This is a genomic window from Sinomonas sp. B1-1, assembly GCF_050474465.1.
In the GTDB taxonomy this organism is placed as follows: domain Bacteria; phylum Actinomycetota; class Actinomycetes; order Actinomycetales; family Micrococcaceae; genus Sinomonas; species Sinomonas flava.
Window position 1 is genome coordinate 293,816 of record NZ_JBCHVF010000002.1, and the last position, 21,589, is coordinate 315,404.

The following is a 21,589-nucleotide window of genomic DNA, read 5'->3' on the forward strand; positions in this document are numbered from 1 at the left end:
TTCACTGGGCAGCCAGCACTCTCGCCGCCGCGATCTCCTCGCGCAGCGGTCGCCACCATTCCACGAGCCTCCGCAGCCCCTCGTCGAGCGGTACCTGCGCCACGAAGCCGAGGTCCCGCCGGGCGCCGGCGGTGTCGGCGAGCCTGCGCTGGACACCGTTCACTGCCCGCTCGGGCCCGAACTCGACCGTGAGATCGGACTTCATGGCGCCGAGCAGGGCCACCGAGAGCGCGAGGAGGCTTGTCTCCACGCCGCTGGCCACGTTGTACTCCCCGTGGCGGACGCCGCTGACGGCGGCGAGGATGTTCGCCCGGGCCACATCCTCAGTGAAGACGAAGTCCATCGTCTGGCTCCCGTCGCCGAAGATGAGGGGCGGCCGGCCGTCGTCGATCCTCTCCATCCAGCGCACGAGGACCTCCGTGTACAGGCCGTGGACGTCCATCCGCGGCCCGTACACGTTGAAGTAGCGCAGGGCGACGGAATCGAGGCCGTACATGCTGTGGAAGCTGCGCGCCAGACCCTCGGAGAAGCTCTTGGCCGCCCCGTACAGCGTGTCGTTGGAGTGGTGGTGGTGCCGCTCGGCGGTGGGGAACTCGTCCGCCATCCCGTAGACGGACGCGCTCGACGCCGTCACCACCTTGTCGACGTCGTGCTGGGCCGCAGCCTCGAACACCGTGTAGGTGGCGTCCACGAGGACCTCGAGTGCGAGCCGCGGCTCCTCGGCGCACTGCGTGATGCGCAGCGCGGCCTCGTGGAACACGAGGTCCTTGCCCACAGTGAGGTCGTGGACGAGGTCGCGGTCCCGGATGTCCCCCTCGATGAGGCGGACCCTCCCGGATGCGAGGGCCCGGGACAGGTTCTGGGTGCGCCCGCGCACGAGGTTGTCGAGGACGTCCACCCGACCCGCGCCCGCGTCGAGGAGCTGGTCCACGATGGTCGAGCCGATGGTCCCCGCCCCGCCCGTGACCAGGACGTCCGCTCCGGCAAGCACGCTCATCGGAGCACCTCCTGCGCCGGAAGCGTCCCCGCCGCCGCGGCGAACGCGGCCGGCGAGGCGAGCGGCGGGGAACCCGGAGCGCCCGCTGCCGCCGTCTGGGCGGAGGACGCCCCCGGCGGTGCGAACGCGCCGTCGTCCACGGACACCACCCCGCCGCCGTCCACCACGCTGCGGCTCACCGCATCGAGCACGGCGAGGACGCGCAGCCCCGAGGTGCCGCTCGTGGCAGCGGGACGGTTCTGGCGGATGGATGCGGCGAACTCGGAGACCATGAGCGAGAGCGCCTCGCGCTCCGGCAGGGCCGGCGACCACGTATCTCCGAGCCGGTAGGAGATCGCGGCCGCACGGCGGTCCTGACGGCTCGCCCGGCGAGTGGGCATCTGCACGCCCCGGTCGTACACGCTCAGGCGCTGCTGGGGGTTCAGGTCGTCCCACACGAGGGTCCGCTCCGTGCCCCCGAGGACCATCTGGCGGATCTTGGTCGGGCTGAGCCAGTTGACGTGGATGTGCGCCATGGCTTCGTCCGGCAGGGCGAAGGTGACGTGCCCCACGCAGTCGTGGCCCGTCCCGAGGGGATCCGCGCCGTGCGCGGACACCTCCGCGGGGTGCAGTCCACCCGGAAGCACGTAGTCGAGGATGGCAAGGTCATGGGGAGCCAGGTCCCAGAAGACGTCGACGTCCGGCTGGACCAGGCCCAGATTGATGCGGACCGAGTCCACATAGAGGATCTCGCCGAGCTCGCCCGCCCGGACCAGGTCGCGGATCTTCTGGACCGCGGGTGTGTAGCAGTACGTGTGGTCGGCCATGAGCACGAGGCCCCGGGCGGCAGCCTCGGCGACCATGTCCCTCCCACGCGGGAGGCTGTCCGCAAGGGGCTTCTCGACCAGCACGTGCTTGTCCGCACGCAGGGCCGTGAGTGCCACGCCGTGGTGGGTGCGCGCCGGTGTCGCGATCGCGACGGCGTCGACTTCGACCGTGTCGAGCAGCTCGTCCAGGGACCCGACCACGCGGGCGCCGCCGATGGAGGCAGCGAGCGCCGAAGCGCGTGTGGTGTCGAGGTCGCAGATCGCCGCGAGCTCCCAGTCGGGGCTCGCCCGGAAGTTCCGGGCGAGGTTGGGCCCCCAGTAGCCCGCCCCGATGACGGCCACCCGCAGTCGCTCCTGAAGCTCCTGCAGATGGAGGACAGGGTGCGAAGTCTCCATGCTGCCTCCCATGCTGTGCGCCACTTTCTCCGGTGGCAGCTTGCCTGTCCGGCCGAACCGCATCCTCAGTACGCTCCGACCGGGGTGATGACGGCCTTGAGCGTCCGCCACAGGATCATGAGGTCCCCGGTGAGGGACCAGTTCTCGACGTAGTAGAGGTCGAGCCGCACGGCGTCGTCCCATTCCAGGTCCGAGCGGCCGTTGATCTGCCACAGCCCCGTGATCCCGGGCTTGATGAGCATCCGGCGGAACGTGTACGACTCGTAGGCTCCGAACTCGCGCGGCAGGGGCGGCCGCGGCCCCACGAGGCTCATGTCCCCCGTGAGGACGTTCACGAACTGGGGCAGCTCGTCGAGCGAGTACTTGCGCATCCATCGGCCGCACCTGGTCACCCGCGGGTCGGTGCGCATCTTGAACAGGACGCCGCTGCCCTCGTTCTGCTGGGCCAGAGCGGTGCGGCGGGCCTCGGCGTCGTGCACCATCGAACGGAACTTGAGCATCGTGAACGGGGCGCCGCCGCGGCCCACGCGCTCCTGGCGGAAGATGACGGGCCCGGGCGAATCGAGCCTGACGATGAGCGCGAGCACCCCGAGGACCGGGGCGAGCACGGCGAGGGCCGCCGCGGAGAGCACGATGTCCATGCCGCGCTTGATGAGGTGCTTGCCGCCGGAGTACTGCGGGAGGTCCACTTCCATGAGCGGCAGCCCCTGCACGGGGCGCCAGTGGATGCGCGGACCTGCGACGTTGGTCAGGGACGAGGCGAGGACGAGCTCGGCGTCGTGCTCCTCGAGCCGCCACCCGAGCTCCCGCACGTACTGGTTCCCGCCCGGGACGGGTCCGGCGATGATGACCGCCGCGGCCTTCTTCAGCGCGACGGTGCGCACGACGTCGTCGATCGAGCTCAGGACGGGCACGCGCTCGCCGTCGACCGCGAGGGTCTGCCCGCGCCGGCCGCCCGGGAGCGCCGCTCCGAGGACGTTGTAGGGGGCACCGGCTGCCGCCGCGATGCGGCGGATCACGTACCGGACGTCCTCGGGCTCCCCCACGACGACGGCCGGCGTGAGGCACAGCCCGTTGGCCCGCTCGTGGGTCAGCCAGCGGCGGGACGCCCACCGTCCGGCGAGGAGTCCCACGACGCCGAGGGGCAGCATCGTCGCGACGAGGGCCGGCGGCGTCGCCACCCCGGAGAGCACGACGACGAGGGCCAGCAGCGCGACGATGTGGACCGACGCCGTGGCGACCCGACGGTACTCCTCGGCCCCCGCCCCGAAGACCGCGGGCTCGCGGCTGCGGTAGGCACCGAGGGCCACGGGCCAGATGACCGCGAGCACGGCCAGCAGCGCCAGCGCGCTGGGGCTGTCGGCCACGGAGGCGGCGGCGACGGAGAGCGTGGCGAGGACGACGGCGGTGTCGACCACGCGCAGTGCCAGCCCGTAGCGGCGGGGCCAGGCCGAGGCCGCCGCCGAGCGCGCGATCCGCGCGTGGTCCGGATGGAGTGGGAGGGCCCGCCTGAGCGGGCCGGAAGCGCCGAGGCCAGTGGCGTGGTCCCGGGTGAAGGGAAGGCCGGTGGGCATGAGAGTCGAGTGGCGTGCACCGGCCGGGGCTGACGACATGGCGGTCCCCTCTGGCTGCGAGTGGTTCCTTCACGCGGGTGCACGTCTTGCTCACCCCCGCGAGAACTTGGCGGGAACCGCCGGCGTCGTCGCCTCGGCCGGCGGATTCCCACAACCAGTACACTCGCCGGGCTGTACACAGCGCATCCGTAGCGGGTACCCGACATTACCCGGGCGTATCCCGTGGGTACCCCGGAACGGTACTCGGATGTCCCCCTCGTGGGGTACGCGGACCACTGGGCGTCAGCCACTCATGGGCGTGGTGACTACGCAGAGGCGCGGTGGGGGGGGCTCTCAGTCCTCGACGGCGGCGGCGAGTTCGGCGCGGCTGGCCACGCCGAGCTTGGCGTAGCTGCGGTGGAGGTGCCCTTCGACGGTACGCACGGACAGGTGGAGCTTCTCGGCGATCTGCCGGTCGCTGAGTCCGTCGAGCGCGAGCCCCACGATGTCCTGTTCCCGCGGTGTGAGCTGGAAGGAAGCGAGCACCGCCTCACCCGCGTCGTCGGCGGGGGCCGGGCTGCCGGGGGCCTCGCAGCGGCGCGCTGCCTGGCCGGCGAGGCGCGCGTTCGCGCGGTCGCCTGCCTCGTCGAAGGCGGCCGCTGCGCGGGCGAAGGCCCTCCGCGCGCGTCCCAGGATGCCCAGCTCCCGCAGGAGCTCGCCGGCCTGCATGAGGTCCTCGGGCTTGCCGCTGACGATCGCTCGCGCCCAGGCGCCCATCGCGGCCGTCCAGCCGCCCTCGCACGCGGGCGCCAGTTCGGCGGCCTCGAGCGGATCGGGGCCGTGGCCGGCCTCGAGGTCCAGTTCGAGGGCCACCGCGCGCGCGGCCATCTCGATCCCGACGTGCCCGTCCTGGCGCAGCGTTTCGATGAACTCGACGAGGCGGCCCGCGGCATCGGGCACCCCCAGCCGGACCTCGGCGGCGATCCGGTGCAGCCGGGCGAGCCAGCCGGTCAGCGCGCGCCCCACGTTGGCCGCGGCTTCGGCCTCCTCGAGCCACGTCTGGGCCTCCTCGGTCCGCCCGGCGGCGGCCGCAGCATAGGCTGCGAGCGCGAGGGTGACGCCGAGGAGCTTGTACGGGTCCCCGACGCGGAGGCACTCGATGATCTCGGGCAGTACCTGGAGGGCCTCGTCGACGCGTTCCTGGCGGACCAGTGCGTAGGCCTGGGCGGTGTACAGCGCCGGGCCGCACACCACGACCGGCCACGTGCGCCCGGTCCCGTAGGCCTCGACGGCGGAGTCGACGGCCTCCCAGGAGCCCACGTGGATCGCCGCGACCAGATAGCGCATGAGCGCGTGCCCCTCGAGGGGATAGTGCTCGTCATCCTCCACGGGCCGGGCCAGGACCGCGCCCGCGGAGCGCATCGCGCCCTCGAACCTGCCGCCCACGATGTCCGCCTCCGCCCGCATGAGGGACCAGATGGCGCGTTCGACGGCGGGCTCCCGGCCGCCGTCGAACGCTCGCCCCTGGGCGGGGTCGGCGGCGAGCGCCCGATGGAAGTCTCCCCCGTAGGCCAGCGCCATGGACTTCAGCAGGCGGGCCCTCCGCTCGACGGCGTGGCGCGGGCCGTCTGGCCGGTCCGGCGGGAAGTCCGGCGGCAGCTCCCGGGCCATCGCTGCGAGGTGGTCGGCGTCGCCCGGGTTGGCGTGGGCCTGTCCGAGGACGGAGCGCACATGCGAGAGGAGGAGGGTTCCGACGAGGAGGTCGCCGGCGTCCGCCTTGCGGCGCGGCCCGGAAAGGAGGGAGGTGAGGCATGCCGAGTAGTCGCTCCTGTTGAAGAGCGCGCGGGCACGGGCGCCGCGCAGCCGCGAGCGGATGCCCTCGTCGTCGATGAGCCTGATGCAGTGCAGGGCGAGGGCGTTCTCGGACTGGCGCACGGCGAGCTCGGCACCCGCGGCCAGCTGGGCGTCGCCCACCTCGGCGCCCACGTCCAGCGCGAGCGCGATGCGCCCGAGCGCGTTGGGCCGGTCGGGACCCCACGGCTCGCCGAGGGATTCGAGCTTCTGGTGGATCTGGAGCTTGCGCGGGATCGAGGTGAGCAGCCGGATGGCGTCGGCGACGAGCGCCGATCGGATCCGCACAAACCCGTCCTCCCGGTCGGCGAGCCAGCCGCGCTCGCCCAGCTCGATCAGGACGTGTTCGGGAATGAGGGCCCGGGCGGACTGTTCCTGGAGCGGCTGGGCATGCGCGATGAGCGCGAGGCCGGAGCGCTGCGCCGGGCTGAGCGTGTCCAGGTCGGCGCGGACGTGCTGTTCGAGGGCCGCCCCGCTGCTGACGAAGTCGGAGGCGAGGACCCAGATTCCCCGCCGGGCGACGAGGGCGCCCTTGCCCAGCGCCTCGCCGATCACCAGCGGGAGCCGCTCGGGGCTGCCTCCGCTCACGTGGTGCAGGACGGCCGCGGCCGCTCTGCAGACGGCGCCACCCAGCTGGGCCTCGGACATGGTGTGGCTTCCAGCCAGGTCCATGGGCCCGAGTTCCAGCCGCTCGCCCAGGCCGTCGTGCCAGAGCTCGAGGAGGCCCGGCGGCATGCCCGGCCGGAGGCGGGCGGTGGCCACGAGCTTCACCCACCGCGAGGAGACGGCCTCGGCGAGGACCGAGGCGGTTCCCTCGTCCGCGTGGTGCATGTCCTCGGCGACGATCAGCACCGGGCGCCCGGCGTCGCGCGCCTTCGTGTCGACCATGGTCCATAAGGACCGCAGCACGGCCACATGCCCCGCCATGCCCCGGTCCGGGCCCGCTGCGCGGGCACGCCCGGTGGCTGTACTCCCGTTGGCCGTACTCCCGTTGGCCGTACTCCCGTTGGCTGCTCCGTGGGGCGCCGCGAAGTCTGTGGGCTCCAGCGAGTCGAGGATCGACAGGATCGCACCGTGCCGCACCCCCTTGAGGGCGTGGCTCGCCAGCAGCCGGACGACGGCGAACTCCCCCTCGAGCGCCCCGGCGATCGAGTCGGCGACGTCTGCCTTCCCGGCGCCAGCCTCCGCGACGACGAGGACCGCGCCCAGGTCCCCGGACTTCAGCGACGCCACGGCGGCGTCGACCACGGCCGCCGAACCCAAGGCCCTAGGCCCCTCCGTCCCCTCTGACCCGCGCGAGGACCACGCAGGACCCCCCTGATGCGGCTCATACCAAGCCGGCAAGACCGCCACGAGACGTCACCCCCAATTTGGTGAACACCTGGTACAGGTGTCCTTCGACCGTCCGCACGGACAGTCCTACCGCGGCCGCGATCTCCCTGTTGCTGGCGCCGTTGGCCGCGAGCCGGGCCACCTCGTGCTCGCGCTCGGTCAGCATGGGCGCAGGAACCTGCGGGGTGATCGGCAGGGCGGGCAAGGTGCGTGTGAGCCGGTCCAGACGCACCTGGGCCTCGCCCGCCCGCGTCTGGTCGCCGGCCATGCGCGCGAAGTCGACGGCGAGCGCAGCGCAGCGGGCCTCCACTGCGTCGAGCAGCAGGCCGTGGGCGAGCTCCGCGGCATTGAGCAGGAGGCCCGCATCCTTGAGCCGGCTGCCCTGGGCCACGAGGCCGCTGACCATCGCGAGGGGGCCCTGGCGCTGGGCGGCAAGGCGTTCGATCGCGCGGAACTCCTCCTCGGTCCCGGGGACACTGGCGCCGAAGAGGGCAATGCCAGCCGCGGAGACCCGCCCCACGGCCTCGTCCTTCTCGGCGAGACGGTGCAGCGCCGCAGAGGCTTCCGGGTCGCCGAGCCAGCGGCGCGCCATGGACACGCAGAAGTCGGCGGTCCATTCGAGGCGCCAGGAGGTCGGGCGGCGGCTCTGGGCGGCGAGCGCGAGGTACCGTTCGGCCTCGGCGCGCTCTCCCGTCTGGGCGAACGCGAAGGCGGCGGCTGCCTGGGCCGTGGCCAAGGCGTTCCCGGCCTGGGTGCGCTCGAGCTGCGCGCACGCTGCCATGAGCGGATCCGCTGCGAGGTCCCCGCGTCCTGCCGTCACGTACGCGAGCCCGAGGGCCATCTCGGCCATGCCGCCGCGGAACGCGAGCCGCTGGGCGTTGTGCTCGAGGTAGTGGGCCGTCAGCGCGACGCACCGCTGCCACCGGCCGGTCCACAGCCAGACCGTGAAGGCGCTCCCGGCCAACGCGTCGGCGTCCTGGCCGGTGGCCCAGTCCTGGGGGTCGCCGAGGCTGTCCAGCAGCCGCTCGGCGTCGTCCTCCCGCCCGCACGCGCTCCACGCGTCAGCGAGCATGACCGTGCAGGCGCGGCGGAAGCGCTCGCTCACGCCTGGCCTCGCCACGGCATCCTCGAGTCCCGGCATGGCGGCGGCGAAGTCCCCGGCGAAGCACAGCTCCGCATAGCGGGCGGACTCGAGGACCTCTGCGGCCTCGGCCAGGCTGTCGGGCCCGTCGCGGACCGTGCCGCCCGGCCGCACCTTGCCCGCGCTCCCCTCTCGCCGGGCAAGGACCGTCTGGGCGTCCGCGAGGACGTCGAGGGGCCTCCCCTGTCCCGGCATCGCCCGCAGGAGTGCGGCGAGCGCGACCGCGTGCCGCACAGCGTCGACGGCGCTGACCCTCTCGAGCGCGTCCTCGCTGACGCTGCGGAGCACCTCGAGCGCCTCCTCGGTCCGCTCGAGCAGCGACAGCGCGGCGGCCCGGTGGCGGGCGGCGACGGCGCGCAGGGCGTGCTGCTCCGGGACGAGGCCGGTGAACCGCAGCGCCTTCTCGGGTTCGAACAGTGCGACGGCGGCGTGGGCGGCTGCGACGGCCACCTCCGGGGAGATCGTGTCCCCGGAGCGCAGGGCCCATTCCGCATCGGCGACGAGCTCCGAGCGGCTGAGGGCCTCGGGCGGGCGGCCGGCGTCCCGACCCGTGAGCAGGCCGATCAGCTCTCGCGAGCGCTCGGCGCTGAGCCGGGCGCGCACGAGCTCGGCCATGCGCGGCTCGCGCAGCACGACGCAGCGGCGGTCGCCGGCCTCGGTGAGGATGAGGCCGCCGTCGTCCATGTCCACGAGCACGTCGCTGCCGAAGAGGTCCGCGAGGTCCGTGAGGGGCACGCGCCTGGCCACGGACAGCAGCTCAATCACCTCGCGCACGTCCTGCGCCTCGCGGGCCCAGCGCGCCCTGAGCAGGTCGTCGTACCCCGTCCCGTGGCGCGGCACGATCGGCCCCCTGAGCGTCCAGACGCCGGAGTGGAGGTGGAGGTTCCCGCTCTCGCGTTCCTCGCCGATGATCGACTGGAGCTCGGCGGGGTTGCCGTGGCAGGCCTCGTGCAGCGCGCCGAGCGCGCCGGCCGTGACCCTCCCGTGGAGCAGGCCGACGACGAGCCTCTTCAGGTCCTGGACGCCGATCCCGGCGAGCGGCACCTCGGTGAGCCGGCCGCGGCGCAGCAGCCTGAGCAGGTCCGGCGGGAGGAAGGCCGCGCGCTGGGCGACCACGATGGCGCGGGCCGTGTGGGAGAGCAGGAGGTGGAGCACGACGCCGGCGCTCGCCTCGTCCAGGGGCGCGGCGAGTTCGATGAGGAGGACGACTGGCCTGCCCTGGGCGTCGCGCCGCAGGATGTCCGCGGCAGCCAGGAGGAGCCCCGGGCGGGAGTCCGTTGCCCCGGCCGGCAGCCGGGCCAGGAGGAAGCCCAGGCTCCCGTAGTCTGCGCGCGAGGCGGCCTCGGTGCTCCTGATGTGGACGGTGTGCGCCCCACGGCCGAGCGTGCCCGCGATACCGCTGGCGAGGAAGGACTTCCCCACTCCCGGCGGCCCCGTGATGACGATCCCGAGCGAGCCGGACGCGGTCAGCGCGGCGCGCGCAGCCTCGGTCTCGGCCGGCCGTGCCAGAACGGACCAGCGGACGCGCTCCGTCTGGCGGCCCTTCGCCTCTGTGCCGTGCCCCTCGGCCACGCCACTGTCAGCGACGGACTCATAGGCCATTGTCCCCATGCTTAGCCTCCTGCACCGTCCACCATGGCTCAATGGTCCGGCGCACCCTTAGGGTAGCCGTGCGCTTGACGGTACAACAGGCCTCACAAAAATCCACCGAGTGGCGGATCCCCGCGGGGCATTGGGTCAGCTCTGCGCCTTGCGCACCGCGTCCTCGGCTGCAACCCACGCAATCATGGCGCACTTGACGCGTGCCGCGTAGCGGGAGACCCCCTCGAACGCCGCCGCGTCACCGAGGACCTCCGGGTCCGCGGCCACCGTCCCGCGGGAGCGCACCATCTCCCGGAAGGCGTCCACGAGCGCGGCGAACTCGTCGGTGCTGGTCCCTTCCGCCATGTCGTGGAGGACCGAGGCGGAGGCCATCGAGATCGAGCAGCCCGCCCCCTCCCAGCGCAGCGAGCGCACGACGCCGTCCGCGACCTGGGCGCGGACCGTCACCTCGTCGCCGCACACGGGGTTGAGCTGGTGCGACTGCCCCTCGTGCGGGCCCGGCTCGCCGGCGAGGCCGCTGCCGTGCCGCTGCTTCGCGTGCTCGAGGATGAGCTGCTGGTACAGCGAGTCGAGGCTCATCGCGTCGCCCCGAAGTAGCCGCGGACCTCGGCGAGGGCGCCGAGGAAGGCCTCGACGTCCCCGTTCGTGGTGTACAGGTAGGCGCTCGCCCGGGTGGAGGCGGTGAGGCCGAGCCGCCGGTGCAGGGGCTGGGCGCAGTGGTGGCCGACTCGGACGGCGATCCCGGCGCTGTCGAGGAACTGCCCGACGTCGTGCGCATGGACGCCCTCGACGTCGAACGCCGCAAGGCCGATGCGGCCGCTGCCGTGCCACTCCTCGCCCGGCGCCGGGCCCAGGAGCCGGACCCCCGGGATGGAGGCGACGCCCTCGGCGAGCCGCGCGCCCAGCTGGGACTCCCACGCGTGGATGCGCTCCATGCCGGTGTGCGAGAGGTAGTCCACGGCGGCCGCGAAGGCGACGGCCTGCGAGATGCGCTGGGTCCCTGCCTCGAACCGCTGCGGCGCCGGCATGTACTCGGCCCTCTCCATGGTCACGGTCGTGATCATGGACCCGCCCACGAGGAAGGGCGGGAGGGCGTCGAGGAGCTCGCGCCGCCCGTAGAGGGCGCCGATGCCGGTCGGGGCGAGCATCTTGTGGCCCGAGAAGGCGGCGAAGTCCACGTCGAGCGCCGCAAGGTCGAGCGGAAGGTGCGGGGCGGACTGGCATGCGTCGAGGACCACGAGGGCGCCGACCCGCCGGGCCAGCGCGACAAGCTCCTGGACCGGGGCGACCGAGCCGAGGACGTTGGAGGCGTGCGCGAAGGCGAGGACGCGGGTGCGGGGTCCGATCACGCGTTCGGCCTCGTCCATCCGGAGCCGGCCCGAGTCGTCGACAGGGATCCACCTCAGCGTGGCTCCCGTGCGGAACGCGAGCTCCTGCCAGGGGATGAGGTTCGCGTGGTGCTCGAGCTCGGTGACGACGATCTCGTCGCCTGGCCCGATCGCAAGGCGGCGCGTGTCCGCGCCACCGCGGCCGCGCTCGGCCCATACCGAGGCGGTCGCGAGCGACTGGGCGACCAGGTTGATGGCCTCGGTCGCGTTCGAGGTCCACACGATCTCATCGGGATCGGCCCCCACGAACCGCGCCACGGTGGCCCGCGCGTCCTCATAGGCATCCGTGGCGCGGACGGCGAGCTCGTGCGCGCCGCGGTGCACGGCGGCATTGCGCTGCTCGTAGAACTCCTGCTCGGCCTCGAGCACGCTGCGTGGCTTCTGGCTCGTGGCGCCCGAGTCGAGGTAGACGAGGGGGTGGCCGTGCACCTCCTGGGCCAGCGCGGGGAAGTCATTGCGGATGCGCTCGGCCTCGGCGTCGTCCACGCCGGACGGGGCGTGCTGGAGGGTCATGGGGGTCTTGACCAGGGCCACGGGCTGGGCTCCTTCGGGCGGGAAAAAGCTGCTCGGCGGCAGCACTATCAATTACGGCATACGGATATGGCGCAATCCATTGTCCCACGACTGGTCACGAACCCCTGCAGACACCAAAGGAGGGCCGGCGACGGCTGGGGGGAGGAACCTTGGTCTCGGGGAGGTTCCGACGTCGCCGACCCTGTCCTTTGGGTCTGTAGACGGAGCCTCTCGGCTCCGGCTACACATCCACTGTGACACCGTGGCCGCGGGAGCACATGGGTACTTGGTACTTGTTTTTCTTACGCGGTCGCCAGGAGGACTACTTGGCCCCGCCAGCGGTGTACTCGGTTTTCTGGCGGGTGCGGCCCAGCGACGAGGCGAGCTGCTCCCGGCTGGTCACGCCGAGCTTCGCGTAGGCACGGTAGAGGTGGCCCTCGACCGTGCGGACCGAGACCGTGAGCCTGTCGGCGATCTCCCGGTCGCTCAGCCCCGCCACGGCGAACGAGGCGATCTCGCGCTCGCGCTTGGTCAGGGAACGCGGGTCGGTGGCAGCGATGGGACCGCCCTCGTCGCCGAGCAGCGTGTCGCACGCCGTCTTCCGCGCCCACACCGCCCTCGCGTCGCTTCTGCGCAGCCCCCGGTCGAGGGCCTTCGACGCCTCGGCGAAGCATTCGCGCGCGTAGCGCTCGTAGCCCGCAGCGAAGAGCTGCTCGCCGGCGGCGAGGAGGTCCTCCGCCTCCCCCTCCACGAGGGCGTCGGCCAGGGCGGCGGCCGCCAGGGCCCAGGGGCCCTCGACGCCTCCGGCGAGCCGTCCCAGCCGGCCGAGCCGATCGCGCCCTCCCGCCTCGAACCAGAGGAGCTCGGCCTGCAGCGCGACGTCCTGCCTCGTGCCCGCTTCGGCCGAGGCCACGAGCTTGGCCAGTGCGCGCCGCCTGCGGGCGTCCGGGACCAGGGAGTGCGCTGCAGCCGCGAGGAAGAGGTCGGCGAGCGGCCCCACGAAGCCCGCCCACTGCCCGTCCCGCGCCCCCGCCTCGCGCAGGAGGTCCTCGGCCTCGGCCTGCCGCCCGGCACCGGCCCCGGCGTAGGCGGCCAGGGCCTCCGCGAGCCGCAGGACGCGCTGCGGGTCGCGCTCGCGCAGGCCGTCGACGGCGACGGCGAGGAGGGGCCACGCCTCCCGGAACCGCCCGCGCCGCACGAGCGCGAGTCCGCGGGCGCACTCCGCCGCGGCCCCCGCGCAGATGAGGCCGGCATTCGATGCGGTCAGGTACCGCGTCAGCGCATCCTCTGCCGCCGCCCAGTCACCCGCGGCCTGCGCCGCGGCCACCATGTTCGCGGCGCCGAGGCCCACGACGAAGGGATCGGCCGCGCTGTCCCCCGCGAGGCGCTCGACGGCCTTCCGCGCCGTGGCCAGGGCCTGCACGGGGCGGCCCTGCGCGACGGCCACCTGGGCCTCGAGGACAGCGAGCACGACGCCGGCCTCGTCGTCGTACTCCGGCTCCTCGGCCAGCAGCGTCACGAGCCCAGTCCTGACGCTGTCGACGTCGCCGTGGAGGAAGTCCGCAGCCAGGGCAAGGAGGCCCCCGGTGCCGGGGTCCCCCCCGCCCAGGGCCTCGGCGTCCTTCCGCACCGCCGTCGGGTCGTGACCAAGGAGGGCGCGGCTCATGAGCCAGACGAGGCAGCCGCCGAGCCCCGGGCGGACCCTGCCGTCGCGCCCCACGGTCGGGGCGAGGACGGCCTGTGCCTCCGCGTACTCGCCGCGGTTGAACGCGATCTGGCCGAGGATCTCCTTGGCGCGCGCTCGCGCCTGCGGCTCCTGCACCGCCTTCGCGGCGCGCTCGGCGAGCGCGTTCTCGAAGAGCCGCACGGATAGGGAGGCCGCCCGCAGGAGCGTGGCGTCGTCGGTCTCGAAGCCGCTGTCGAGGGCCCAGGAGACGGCTCGGAGGAGCCCTTCGGCGGTCGAGGTCTGCTCGTGCACGTACGCCGCCGCAGACTGGTGCAGCTGGATCGCCCGGGTGCGGGGGATGAGCTGGACGAGGGCGTCGCCGTAGACGGGGTGCCTGAGGCGGAGGACCCCGTGGGCGCCCTCCGGCTGGCGCACGAGGCGCTTGGCGACCAGCTGCCGTACCGATTCCGGGCTGCACTCGCGCTCCACGAGCTCGAGCGGCGCCGGTTCCGCGACGACGATGAGGCTCAGGCAGTCCCGTTCCTCGGCGGAGAGCCGCGCGATCTGCGCACGGGCCAGCCCCAGCAGCCCGTCGGCGCGCCGTGGGAGCTCGCCGGCCAGGATCCAGGTCCCCCCGCGCTGGATCAGGGAGCCCTCGCGGCGCGCCTCGTCCACGAGGCTGCCGAGGACGAGCGGGTTGCCATTGGACTCCTGCCACAGCACCCGGACGACCGACGGAAGGAACCGGCCCAGGAGCGTGGACTCGAGGTAGTCCCTCGCCTCCTCGAGGCGCAGCGGGACGAGGTCGAGGCGCTCGACCCCGCCGTCCAGCCAGAGCTCGCGGAGCGGCCTCGGGAGCGCGGCGCCGCTCGGAGCGGCCACGATGGCCTTGGCCCACCGTGCCGACACTACCTCGGCCACGACCTCGCTCGAGGAGTCGTCGAGCTCGTGGGCATCGTCGATCACGAGCAGCAGGCCGCGCTCGCGGACCCGGGTGAGGTCCTCGACCTGGCGCCAGAACGCCCGGAGGACCTCGACCCGGGAACCGGCCTCCTCGGCGGGCAGGCCCCCGAGGAAGGGCGCGAGTACCCCGAACGGGACCTTGGCCAGTGCGGGACTGCCGTGGATGCGCAGGGGCTCGAGCTCGCCGTCGAACGCCCGGGCGGTCGCGTCGAGCAGGATGGACTTCCCGTAGCCGGATTCCCCCATGACGAGGACCGCGGCGGTCCCGGGGCGCCGCAGCAGCGCGGTGGTGCGCTCGACGTCGCGGACCCGCCCCACCACCCGCTCGGTCTTCACCTCCGGCTCCCGGGGCCGGGCCTCACAGGATGCCTGCCAGCTCGCTCCGGGTCGAGACCGACAGCTTGGCGAACACCTGGTACAGGTGGCCTTCGACCGTGCGCACCGAGAGCCCGAGGTCTTCGGCGATCTTCCGGTTCGAAGTCCCCTTCGCCGCGAGCACAGCGACCTCCCGCTCACGCACGGTGAGCACCGGCAGGGCCCTGCTCGGCGCAACGGGAAGGACCGGCAGGCGCCCGGCGAGGGCGTCGAGGCGGGCCTGCATGAGGCGCAGCGTGACGGTGTCGCCCTGCTCGCTGGCCTTCTCGAGGGCGACGGCGGCGCAGCGGGACTCGAGCGCGTCGAGTTCGAGGCCGGAGGCGAGGTCGGCCGCGCGGGTGAGCTCGGCGAGGTCCCCGGTGCGGGAGCCGCGGGCGAGGAACAGCCCGACCTCCGCGAGGGGTCCCTGCCGGCGCGCGCACACCGCCTCGAGCAGCCTGAGCTCCTCCGGCCCGCCTTCGACGGTGGCACCCACGAGCTTGATCCCCGCCCTGTTCCAGCGACCGCGGAGGATGTCCTCCTGCGCCGAGGCCACGAGCCGGCGTGATGCGCCCGGGTCGCCGATCCAGCGCCTCGCCATCTCCGCGCAGAACTCGGTGACGGTCTGGGCTGCGGAGCTGCTCGGGAGGGCCAGCCCATCGAGTCGGGAAAGCCACAGGCGGGCGCCGACGGCGTCGCCCAGCTGGGCGTACGCGAACGCCGTTGCGGCGTAGGCGGAGCCCAGCGAGTTCAGGACCGGCTGCTGTTCGAGGAGGGCTGTCGCGGAGAGCAGGTAGGAGAGGGCGTCCCTGCCCCGCCCCGCGTACACGTAGGCGAGGCCCATCGCGAGCTCCACCGACGCCCCGGCAGTGCGCAGGCGGGCGAGCGGCCACTGCGGCATCCCCTTGAGGAGGGCGAGGCACTGGCGCCAGTGGCCGTTGTACAGCAGGACGATGAACGCTCGCGAGCCGTACTCGTGCCGGAGTCGGGCGGCCGTGGGGTGGCGGTCGAGCTGGCTCGCGATCTCGTGCATGAGCGCGAGCGCCTCCTGCTCGCGGCCGAGCACGGTGCGTGCCTCCATGAGGATGCAGGCGGCGATGAGCCGCAGCTCGTCGTCGGGCGCGCCCCTGCCTGCGGCCATGGCTTCGAGGCGGTCGACGACGCCGGCGTAGTCCCCGGTGAACGCCGCATGCTCGAACTCTGCCAGGTCCAGGAGCGCCATGGCATGGCGCGCCTCGGCGTCGTCCGCGCCTCCCATGCCGATGCGCAGGAGCACCTCGCCCCGGGCGTCCGCGAGCAGTCCCGCGACCTCCACGCCTCGCCCCGGAACCCATCGCGTCGCCTCCGCGCGGGAGACGGCAAACTTGGCCGCGGCAGTGGGAGTGAGCTCGTCGAGCTCCTCCTCGGTCACGTCTTCGAGGTACTGCAGGGCCTGGCGCGGCAGCTGGAGGGCCAGGGAGGCGCGCGCCCTGAGCCGCTGGACGGTGGGCCAGGTCGAGGGCTCGCGTTCGACGCCGTCGAGGCACTCGAGAGCGAACCCGGGGTCGTAGAGGCGCAGCGACGCAGCGGCGGCGGCGATCGCGTGGGCGACGGGGAGCGGCGTGTGGCACTCCCTGGTCCAGGCGGCGAGGCCGAGGAGCTCGACCGTCGTGATCACCTCGAGGGGGGGCTCTCCGTCTGCGAGGAGGAGCCTGCGCAGCTCGCGCCTCCGTGGCACCGAGAGCCAGCCGCGCACGACGTCCCCGACGAGGGGGTCGGTGAGCGCGGTCGAATGGCGCCCGCCCTCGTCCACGGCGATGAGCCCGGCGTCCTCCATGCGCGCGATCACCTCGTCGCCGAACGCCGAGAGGAGCCGCTCGAGGGAGATGCGGCGCGCACACGCGAGCGCCTCGATGACGGTCTGGACGTCGGCCGGCTCCCGCTCGATCCTCGCGCGGACCAGGTCGTCGAGCTGGCGGATCGACCCGGTGTCCGCGTCGGGCGAGAGCCTCCATACGCCGTCGGCCTCGACGAGGAGTCCCTTCTGCAGGAGTTCGGAGACGGTCAGCAGTGCGACCTGCGGGTTGCCGCGGGACATCGCGTGGAGCTGGAGGCCCACCGTGCGCGGCACCAGCCCGCCGAGCAGCTCGGAGAGCGCAGAGAGGGTCTGCTCCGGCGCGAGCGGAGCGAGCGGAACCTCCCGGAGCCGCTCCTCGGCGATCATCCAGTGGAAGTCGACGGGGAGGTCGCTGGCCCGGTCGGCGACGATGATGAGCTTCGATGTGCCCGTCACCATGACGTTGACGAGCGTCGCCGTGCTCAGCTCGTCGAGGTTGTTCGCCGTCTCGAGCGCGACCACCGACATGCGGCCGCCCGCATCCGCCGCGAGCAGCTTGAGGATGCCGCGCATGATCGACCCGGGGTCGCCCTGGTCGACTTCGGGGAGGCGGGCGAGCAGGAGGGCGAGCGCACCGTAGGGCGTCTCCCGACCCACGATCGTGCTGCGCAGGCGGACAGTGTGCGCGGTGGCATCGAGTTCCGAGACGAGGACGGAGGCGACGGCAGACTTGCCGAGGCTCGCGTCGCCGGTGAGCACGACGCCGTAGGACCTCGCGTCCCGGAGCACTGCGATTGCCTCCGCGATCTCCTTGCCGCGGACTGTCCGCGCCCAGCGGAGCCTGTCGGCCGACCTCTCCCTGGCCTCGCGGACGAGGTGCCCTGGCCCGGGCACGTCGAGCTTGATCCCCATAGAACCTCCGCCCCAGCGCGTCGGCACGTCCCCCATAGAACGTCGCAGGGGAAACGATACAGCTACGCTCCGCGGGGCCGCAGGGTCTAACGTCACATATTGGCGGCCCCGGTCACGCCTTGGCCGGATGGAATCGCTGCTGGGCGTCGAGCAGGCCGTCGCGGACGAGCGCTTCGACGGCGTCGGCGGCCTCGTCGAGGAGGAACGGGAGCTCCTTCCTCTCCGCTGTGCCGAAGTCGCGCAGCACGAAGTCGGCCGCGTCCATCCGGCCCGGAGGCCGGCCCACCCCCACGCGCACCCGCAGGTAGTCCTTCGTGGCGAGCGCCTTGGAGATGTCCCTCAGGCCGTTGTGGCCTCCTTCCCCACCGCCCAGCTTGAGCTTGATGGAGTTGAAGGGGATGTCGATCTCGTCGTGCACGGCGATGACATGGTCGGGGTCGATCCCGTAGTACTTGGCGAGCGACGACGTCGGGCCGCCCGAGACGTTCATGTACGTCAGTGGCTTGGCCAGCACCACGCGCGGGCCGCCGATGCCCAGCCGCCCCTCGAGCACGACGGCGCGCGCGCCCTTGTGGGAGGTGAACTTCCCGCCGATCCGGCCCGCGAGCTCGTCGAGGACCATCTGCCCCACGTTGTGCCGGTTGCCGCTGTACTCGGGGCCCGGGTTGCCGAGGCCCACGATGAGCCAGGTGTCGGTCATGGATGCGCTCCTGGGAAGGGGACCTGGACAGGTCCGGTAGGACGTGGACCAGAGAGTGGACAAGGGAAAGGCGGCCCGCCCCGGGTGGGACGGGCCGCCTGGAGTCCCGGGTGCGAGACTACTCGGCCGCGGCCTCTTCGGCCGGAGCCTCGGCGGCCTCGGCGCCCTCGGCGCCCTCGGCGGGAGCTTCCTCCTCCTCGGCGGCGACAGCCTCGGAGACGTTCACCACGAGGGTCTCGGGGTCGGCCAGGAGCGTGACGTTCGCGGGGAGCGCGATGTCCGAGGCGTGGATGTGCTGGCCGGCCTCGCGGCCCTCGACGCTGACCTCGAGGGCGGTGGGCAGGTGGGTCGCCTCGGCCTCGACCGAGACGGTCACGGCCTCCTGGGTGGCGACGAGCCCGGGGGCGACCTCGCCGGCCACGTGCACGGGGACGTCGACGGCGACCTTCTCGCCACGGCGGACCGTGAGGAGGTCCATGTGCTCGATCGTCTGGCGGATGGCGTTGCGCTGGATGTCCTTGACGATCGCGAGGTGCTCCTCGCCCTCGATGTCGAGCGTGAGGAGGGCATTCGGGACGCGGACGGCGATCATGGTCTCGTGGCCCGGGAGGGCGACGTGGATCGGCTCGGCGCCGTGGCCGTAGATGACGGCGGGGATCTTGTGGGCGGCGCGGATGCGGCGGGCGTAGCCCTTGCCGAATTCGGTGCGCTTCTCGGCTGCGAGCTTCTCGCTCATGGTGGCTCCTTAGAGGTTCGGGGCGAGGCCGACAGGACGAGTCTTCACGGCCTCCAGCACGCCGCCGAAGGAGATCTGACCCAGTCGATCACGGAGCAGTGCCTGCACTGCTGCAGGAAGGACACTCCCTCGCCAAGGTTCGCCGTCCATCCTACCAGCCCGCCGAGGGTGGAACGCGCGCGGCGGGCGCACGACGCCGGGTGGGCACCCGCCGTCGTGCGCCCGCCGCTGCGGGGCGTGCCTGGTCAGCTGCGGCCGTCGAAGAGGCTCGTGACGGAGCCGTCGTCGAAGACCTCGTGGATCGCGCGGGCGATGAGCGGCGCGATCGAGAGCACGGTGAGCTGCTCGAAGCGCTTCTCCGGCGGGATCGGGAGGGTGTTCGTGACGACGACCTCGCGCGCGCCCGACTCGGCGAGCCGCTGCGCCGCGGGATCGGAGAACACGGCATGGGTCGCGGCGATGATCACCGAGCGGGCCCCGGCGTTCTTCAGGACCGTCACGGCGCCCGAGATGGTGCCGCCGGTGTCGATCATGTCGTCGATGAGCACGCAGTCGCGGCCCTCGATCTGGCCGACCACGGTCTTGGACACCGCCGAGTTGGGGACGTTGACGTCGCGCGACTTGTGGACGAAGGCGAGCGGGGCGCCGCCGAGGCGCTCGGCCCACTGCTCGGCGACGCGCACTCGGCCGGTGTCCGGGGAGACGACCGTGACCTTGTTCAGGTCCACGCGGGTGCGCACGTAGTCGGCCAGCAGCGGGATCGCCATGAGGTGGTCGACGGGGCCGTCGAAGAAGCCCTGGATCTGCGCCGTGTGCAGGTCCACGCTCATGAGCCGGTCCGCGCCGGCCGTCTTGTACAGGTCCGACATGAGGCGGGCCGAGATGGGCTCGCGGCCGCGGTGCTTCTTGTCTTGCCGGGCATAGGGGTAGAACGGCGAGACGACCGTGATCCGCTTGGCGCTCGCGCGCTTGAGCGAATCGATCATGATCAGCTGCTCCATGATCCAGTTGTTGATCGGCGCCGGGTGGGCCTGGATCACGAAGGCGTCCGTGCCGCGCACGCTCTCCTCGAACCGGACGTACGTCTCGCCGTTGGCGAAGTCATACGCCGACGTCGGCAGCAGCTCGGTGCCGAGCTCCTTGGCGATCTCCTGCGCGAGCTCCGGGTGGGCTCGCCCGGAGGCGAGGACCAGGCGCTTCTCGCCGTGTGCCGTGATGTCGGTCATCTACTTGCCTTCTTCTTTCGTCGGGGATGCGGCGGACTGGGAAGTCTCAGCGGCCTCGCGGGCCTGCGCGGCAGCGGTGCGGGCCTGGGCAGCCGCCGCGGCGGACGGCGAGCCCGCGCGGTTCGCCTCGGTCCACCCCTCCGCGTTGCGCTGCGGCGCGACGGACAGGGCCAGAGCTCCGGCGGGCACGTCCTTGCGCACGATGGCGCCCGCGCCCGTGTAGGCGCCGTCGCCCACGGTCACGGGGGCCACGAAGACGGTGTTCGACGCGGTGCGGACGTGCGCCCCGATCACGGTGCGGTGCTTGTTGACCCCGTCGTAGTTGGCCGTGATGTTGCCGCAGCCGATGTTGGTCCCCTCGCCCACCTCGGCGTCGCCGACGTAGCCGAGGTGCGAGAGCTTCGCGCCGCGCCCGATCACGGCGTTCTTCGTCTCGTAGAACGCGCCGATCTTGCCCTCCGCGCCCAGCCTGGTGCCGGGGCGGAGGTAGGTGAACGGGCCCACCGTCGCACCGGCGCCGATCTCGGCCCTCGTGCCGTCGGTCCGCTTCACGGTGGCGCCCTCCCCCACCAGCACGTCGGTGAGCGTGGTGTCCGGGCCGATCACCGCGTCGCGCTCGACCACCGTGGCGCCGTGGAGCTGGGTGTTGGGCTTGACGGTGACGTCCTCGGCCAGGCGGACGGTCGCGTCGATCCACGTCGTCGCGGGATCGACCACCGTGACGCCGGCGCGCATCCACGCCTCGACGGTGCGGCGGTTGTGCTCGGCGGCGAGCGCCTGGAGCTGGATGCGGTCGTTGGCGCCCTCGACCTGCCAGCGGTCCGTCGTGGCCAGCGCCGCGACCCGGCCGCCGGCTTCGCGAGCGATCGCGAGCACGTCGGTGAGGTACTTCTCGCCCTGGGCGTTCTCGGTGGTGACCTGCTTGAGCGCGTCGCGGAGGACTGCCGCGTCGAAGGCATAGATCCCGGAGTTCACCTCGCGGATCGCGCGCTCGTCCTCGGTGGCGTCCTTGTGCTCGCGGATGCCGGTCACCGTGCCGTCGCCGCCCCGCAGGATCCTGCCGTAGCCGGTCGCGTCGTCGAGGACGGCCGTGAGGACCGTGACGGCGTTGCCGCCGGCCTCGTGCTCGCGGACGAGCTCGGCGAGGAGCTCGGTGGTGAGCAGGGGCACGTCGCCGTAGGTGACCACGACCGTGCCGGCGAGGGAGCCGCCCTCGGCGGCCACGGCGGCGTCGAGCGCCTCGATCGCGGCCTCGACCGCCCGGCCCGTGCCCGGCACCTCGTCCTGGTCCACGATGACCGCGTCCGGGTCCACGGCGGCGATGTGCTCGGCGACGCGGTCCCTCTCGTGCCGCACGACGGCGGCGAGGCGCTCGGGAGCGAGGCCCCGGGCTGCGGCGAGCGCGTGGGCGACCATGGACTTCCCGCCGAGCTCGTGGAGGATCTTGGGCGTGCGCGACTTCATGCGCGTCCCGGCCCCGGCCGCGAGCACGACGACGGCTGCGACCCGGGCTGCCGACGCCTGGCCGGGTTCCGATCGCTCGGGGGTCTGTGCGGACTCCGCACCGGGTGCGTTGACGCTGTTGCCGGGCATGTCCGCATTCACTGTCGCTGGCTCTCCTGATCGATCGGCTGAGG

Annotated in this window: 13 protein-coding genes; all 13 read right to left on the reverse strand. The window is 73.0% G+C overall.

The features are described from left to right. Position 1: 1 nt before the first annotated feature. Entirely contained in the window at positions 2-997 is a 996-nt protein-coding gene (locus tag ACQ5BE_RS05995; RefSeq protein WP_430296055.1) for an NAD-dependent epimerase/dehydratase family protein, read from the reverse strand. Then, complete coding sequence (locus tag ACQ5BE_RS06000; RefSeq protein ID WP_430296056.1) at positions 994-2,199, reverse strand: Gfo/Idh/MocA family protein; 1,206 nt, start codon at positions 2,197-2,199, stop codon at positions 994-996. Before ACQ5BE_RS06000 ends, ACQ5BE_RS05995 begins: the two co-directional genes overlap by 4 nt. A gap of 65 nt (positions 2,200-2,264) precedes the next feature. After that, the gene (locus ACQ5BE_RS06005) at positions 2,265-3,812 is read right to left on the reverse strand and encodes a sugar transferase (RefSeq protein ID WP_430296057.1); all 1,548 of its coding nucleotides are present in this window, start codon (positions 3,810-3,812) and stop codon (positions 2,265-2,267) included. A 294-nt stretch (positions 3,813-4,106) separates the two neighbouring features. Then, positions 4,107-6,866, reverse strand: a complete 2,760-nt coding sequence (locus ACQ5BE_RS06010; protein ID WP_430296058.1) for a helix-turn-helix transcriptional regulator — start codon at positions 6,864-6,866, stop codon at positions 4,107-4,109. Between the two features lie 64 nt (positions 6,867-6,930). Next, a complete protein-coding gene (locus ACQ5BE_RS06015; protein ID WP_430296059.1) occupies positions 6,931-9,687 on the reverse strand; it encodes a helix-turn-helix transcriptional regulator in 2,757 nt (918 codons plus the stop codon). Positions 9,688-9,813: 126 nt separating this feature from the next. Next, the gene (gene sufU, locus ACQ5BE_RS06020) at positions 9,814-10,257 is read right to left on the reverse strand and encodes a Fe-S cluster assembly sulfur transfer protein SufU (protein ID WP_344299615.1); all 444 of its coding nucleotides are present in this window, start codon (positions 10,255-10,257) and stop codon (positions 9,814-9,816) included. Then, positions 10,254-11,600: a cysteine desulfurase gene (locus ACQ5BE_RS06025; protein WP_430296060.1), complete on the reverse strand. Its 1,347-nt coding sequence runs from the start codon at positions 11,598-11,600 to the stop codon at positions 10,254-10,256. Before ACQ5BE_RS06025 ends, sufU begins: the two co-directional genes overlap by 4 nt. 301 nt (positions 11,601-11,901) lie before the next feature. Beyond that, on the reverse strand, positions 11,902-14,544 hold the full coding sequence (locus ACQ5BE_RS06030) for a LuxR C-terminal-related transcriptional regulator (protein WP_430296061.1): 2,643 nt from the start codon (positions 14,542-14,544) through the stop codon (positions 11,902-11,904). A gap of 22 nt (positions 14,545-14,566) precedes the next feature. Then, positions 14,567-17,290 (reverse strand): LuxR C-terminal-related transcriptional regulator, encoded by a 2,724-nt coding sequence (locus ACQ5BE_RS06035; RefSeq protein ID WP_430296063.1) that lies wholly within the window; start codon positions 17,288-17,290, stop codon positions 14,567-14,569. 112 nt (positions 17,291-17,402) lie between these two features. Beyond that, positions 17,403-17,990, reverse strand: a complete 588-nt coding sequence (pth, locus tag ACQ5BE_RS06040; RefSeq protein ID WP_430296064.1) for an aminoacyl-tRNA hydrolase — start codon at positions 17,988-17,990, stop codon at positions 17,403-17,405. Between the two features lie 118 nt (positions 17,991-18,108). After that, a complete protein-coding gene (locus ACQ5BE_RS06045) occupies positions 18,109-18,726 on the reverse strand; it encodes a 50S ribosomal protein L25/general stress protein Ctc (protein ID WP_413250394.1) in 618 nt (205 codons plus the stop codon). A gap of 245 nt (positions 18,727-18,971) precedes the next feature. Further along, positions 18,972-19,952 carry a ribose-phosphate diphosphokinase gene (locus tag ACQ5BE_RS06050; RefSeq protein WP_208712041.1) on the reverse strand — a complete coding sequence of 327 codons (981 nt, stop codon included), beginning with the start codon at positions 19,950-19,952 and terminating at the stop codon, positions 18,972-18,974. Next, positions 19,953-21,545, reverse strand: a complete 1,593-nt coding sequence (gene glmU / locus ACQ5BE_RS06055) for a bifunctional UDP-N-acetylglucosamine diphosphorylase/glucosamine-1-phosphate N-acetyltransferase GlmU (protein WP_430296066.1) — start codon at positions 21,543-21,545, stop codon at positions 19,953-19,955. Positions 21,546-21,589: the final 44 nt, after the last annotated feature.

Bases quoted from the DNA above. Each gene is read 5' to 3' on its own strand.
- ACQ5BE_RS05995 (WP_430296055.1), bottom strand. From the start codon at position 997: ATGAGCGTGCTTGCCGGAGCGGACGTCCTGGTCACGGGCGGGGCGGGG.
- ACQ5BE_RS06000 (WP_430296056.1), bottom strand. From the start codon at position 2,199: ATGGAGACTTCGCACCCTGTCCTCCATCTGCAGGAGCTTCAGGAGCGA.
- ACQ5BE_RS06005 (WP_430296057.1), bottom strand. From the start codon at position 3,812: ATGTCGTCAGCCCCGGCCGGTGCACGCCACTCGACTCTCATGCCCACC.
- ACQ5BE_RS06015 (WP_430296059.1), bottom strand. From the start codon at position 9,687: ATGGGGACAATGGCCTATGAGTCCGTCGCTGACAGTGGCGTGGCCGAG.
- sufU (WP_344299615.1), bottom strand. From the start codon at position 10,257: ATGAGCCTCGACTCGCTGTACCAGCAGCTCATCCTCGAGCACGCGAAG.
- ACQ5BE_RS06035 (WP_430296063.1), bottom strand. From the start codon at position 17,290: ATGGGGATCAAGCTCGACGTGCCCGGGCCAGGGCACCTCGTCCGCGAG.
- pth (WP_430296064.1), bottom strand. From the start codon at position 17,990: ATGACCGACACCTGGCTCATCGTGGGCCTCGGCAACCCGGGCCCCGAG.
- ACQ5BE_RS06045 (WP_413250394.1), bottom strand. From the start codon at position 18,726: ATGAGCGAGAAGCTCGCAGCCGAGAAGCGCACCGAATTCGGCAAGGGC.
- ACQ5BE_RS06050 (WP_208712041.1), bottom strand. From the start codon at position 19,952: ATGACCGACATCACGGCACACGGCGAGAAGCGCCTGGTCCTCGCCTCC.
- glmU (WP_430296066.1), bottom strand. From the start codon at position 21,545: ATGCCCGGCAACAGCGTCAACGCACCCGGTGCGGAGTCCGCACAGACC.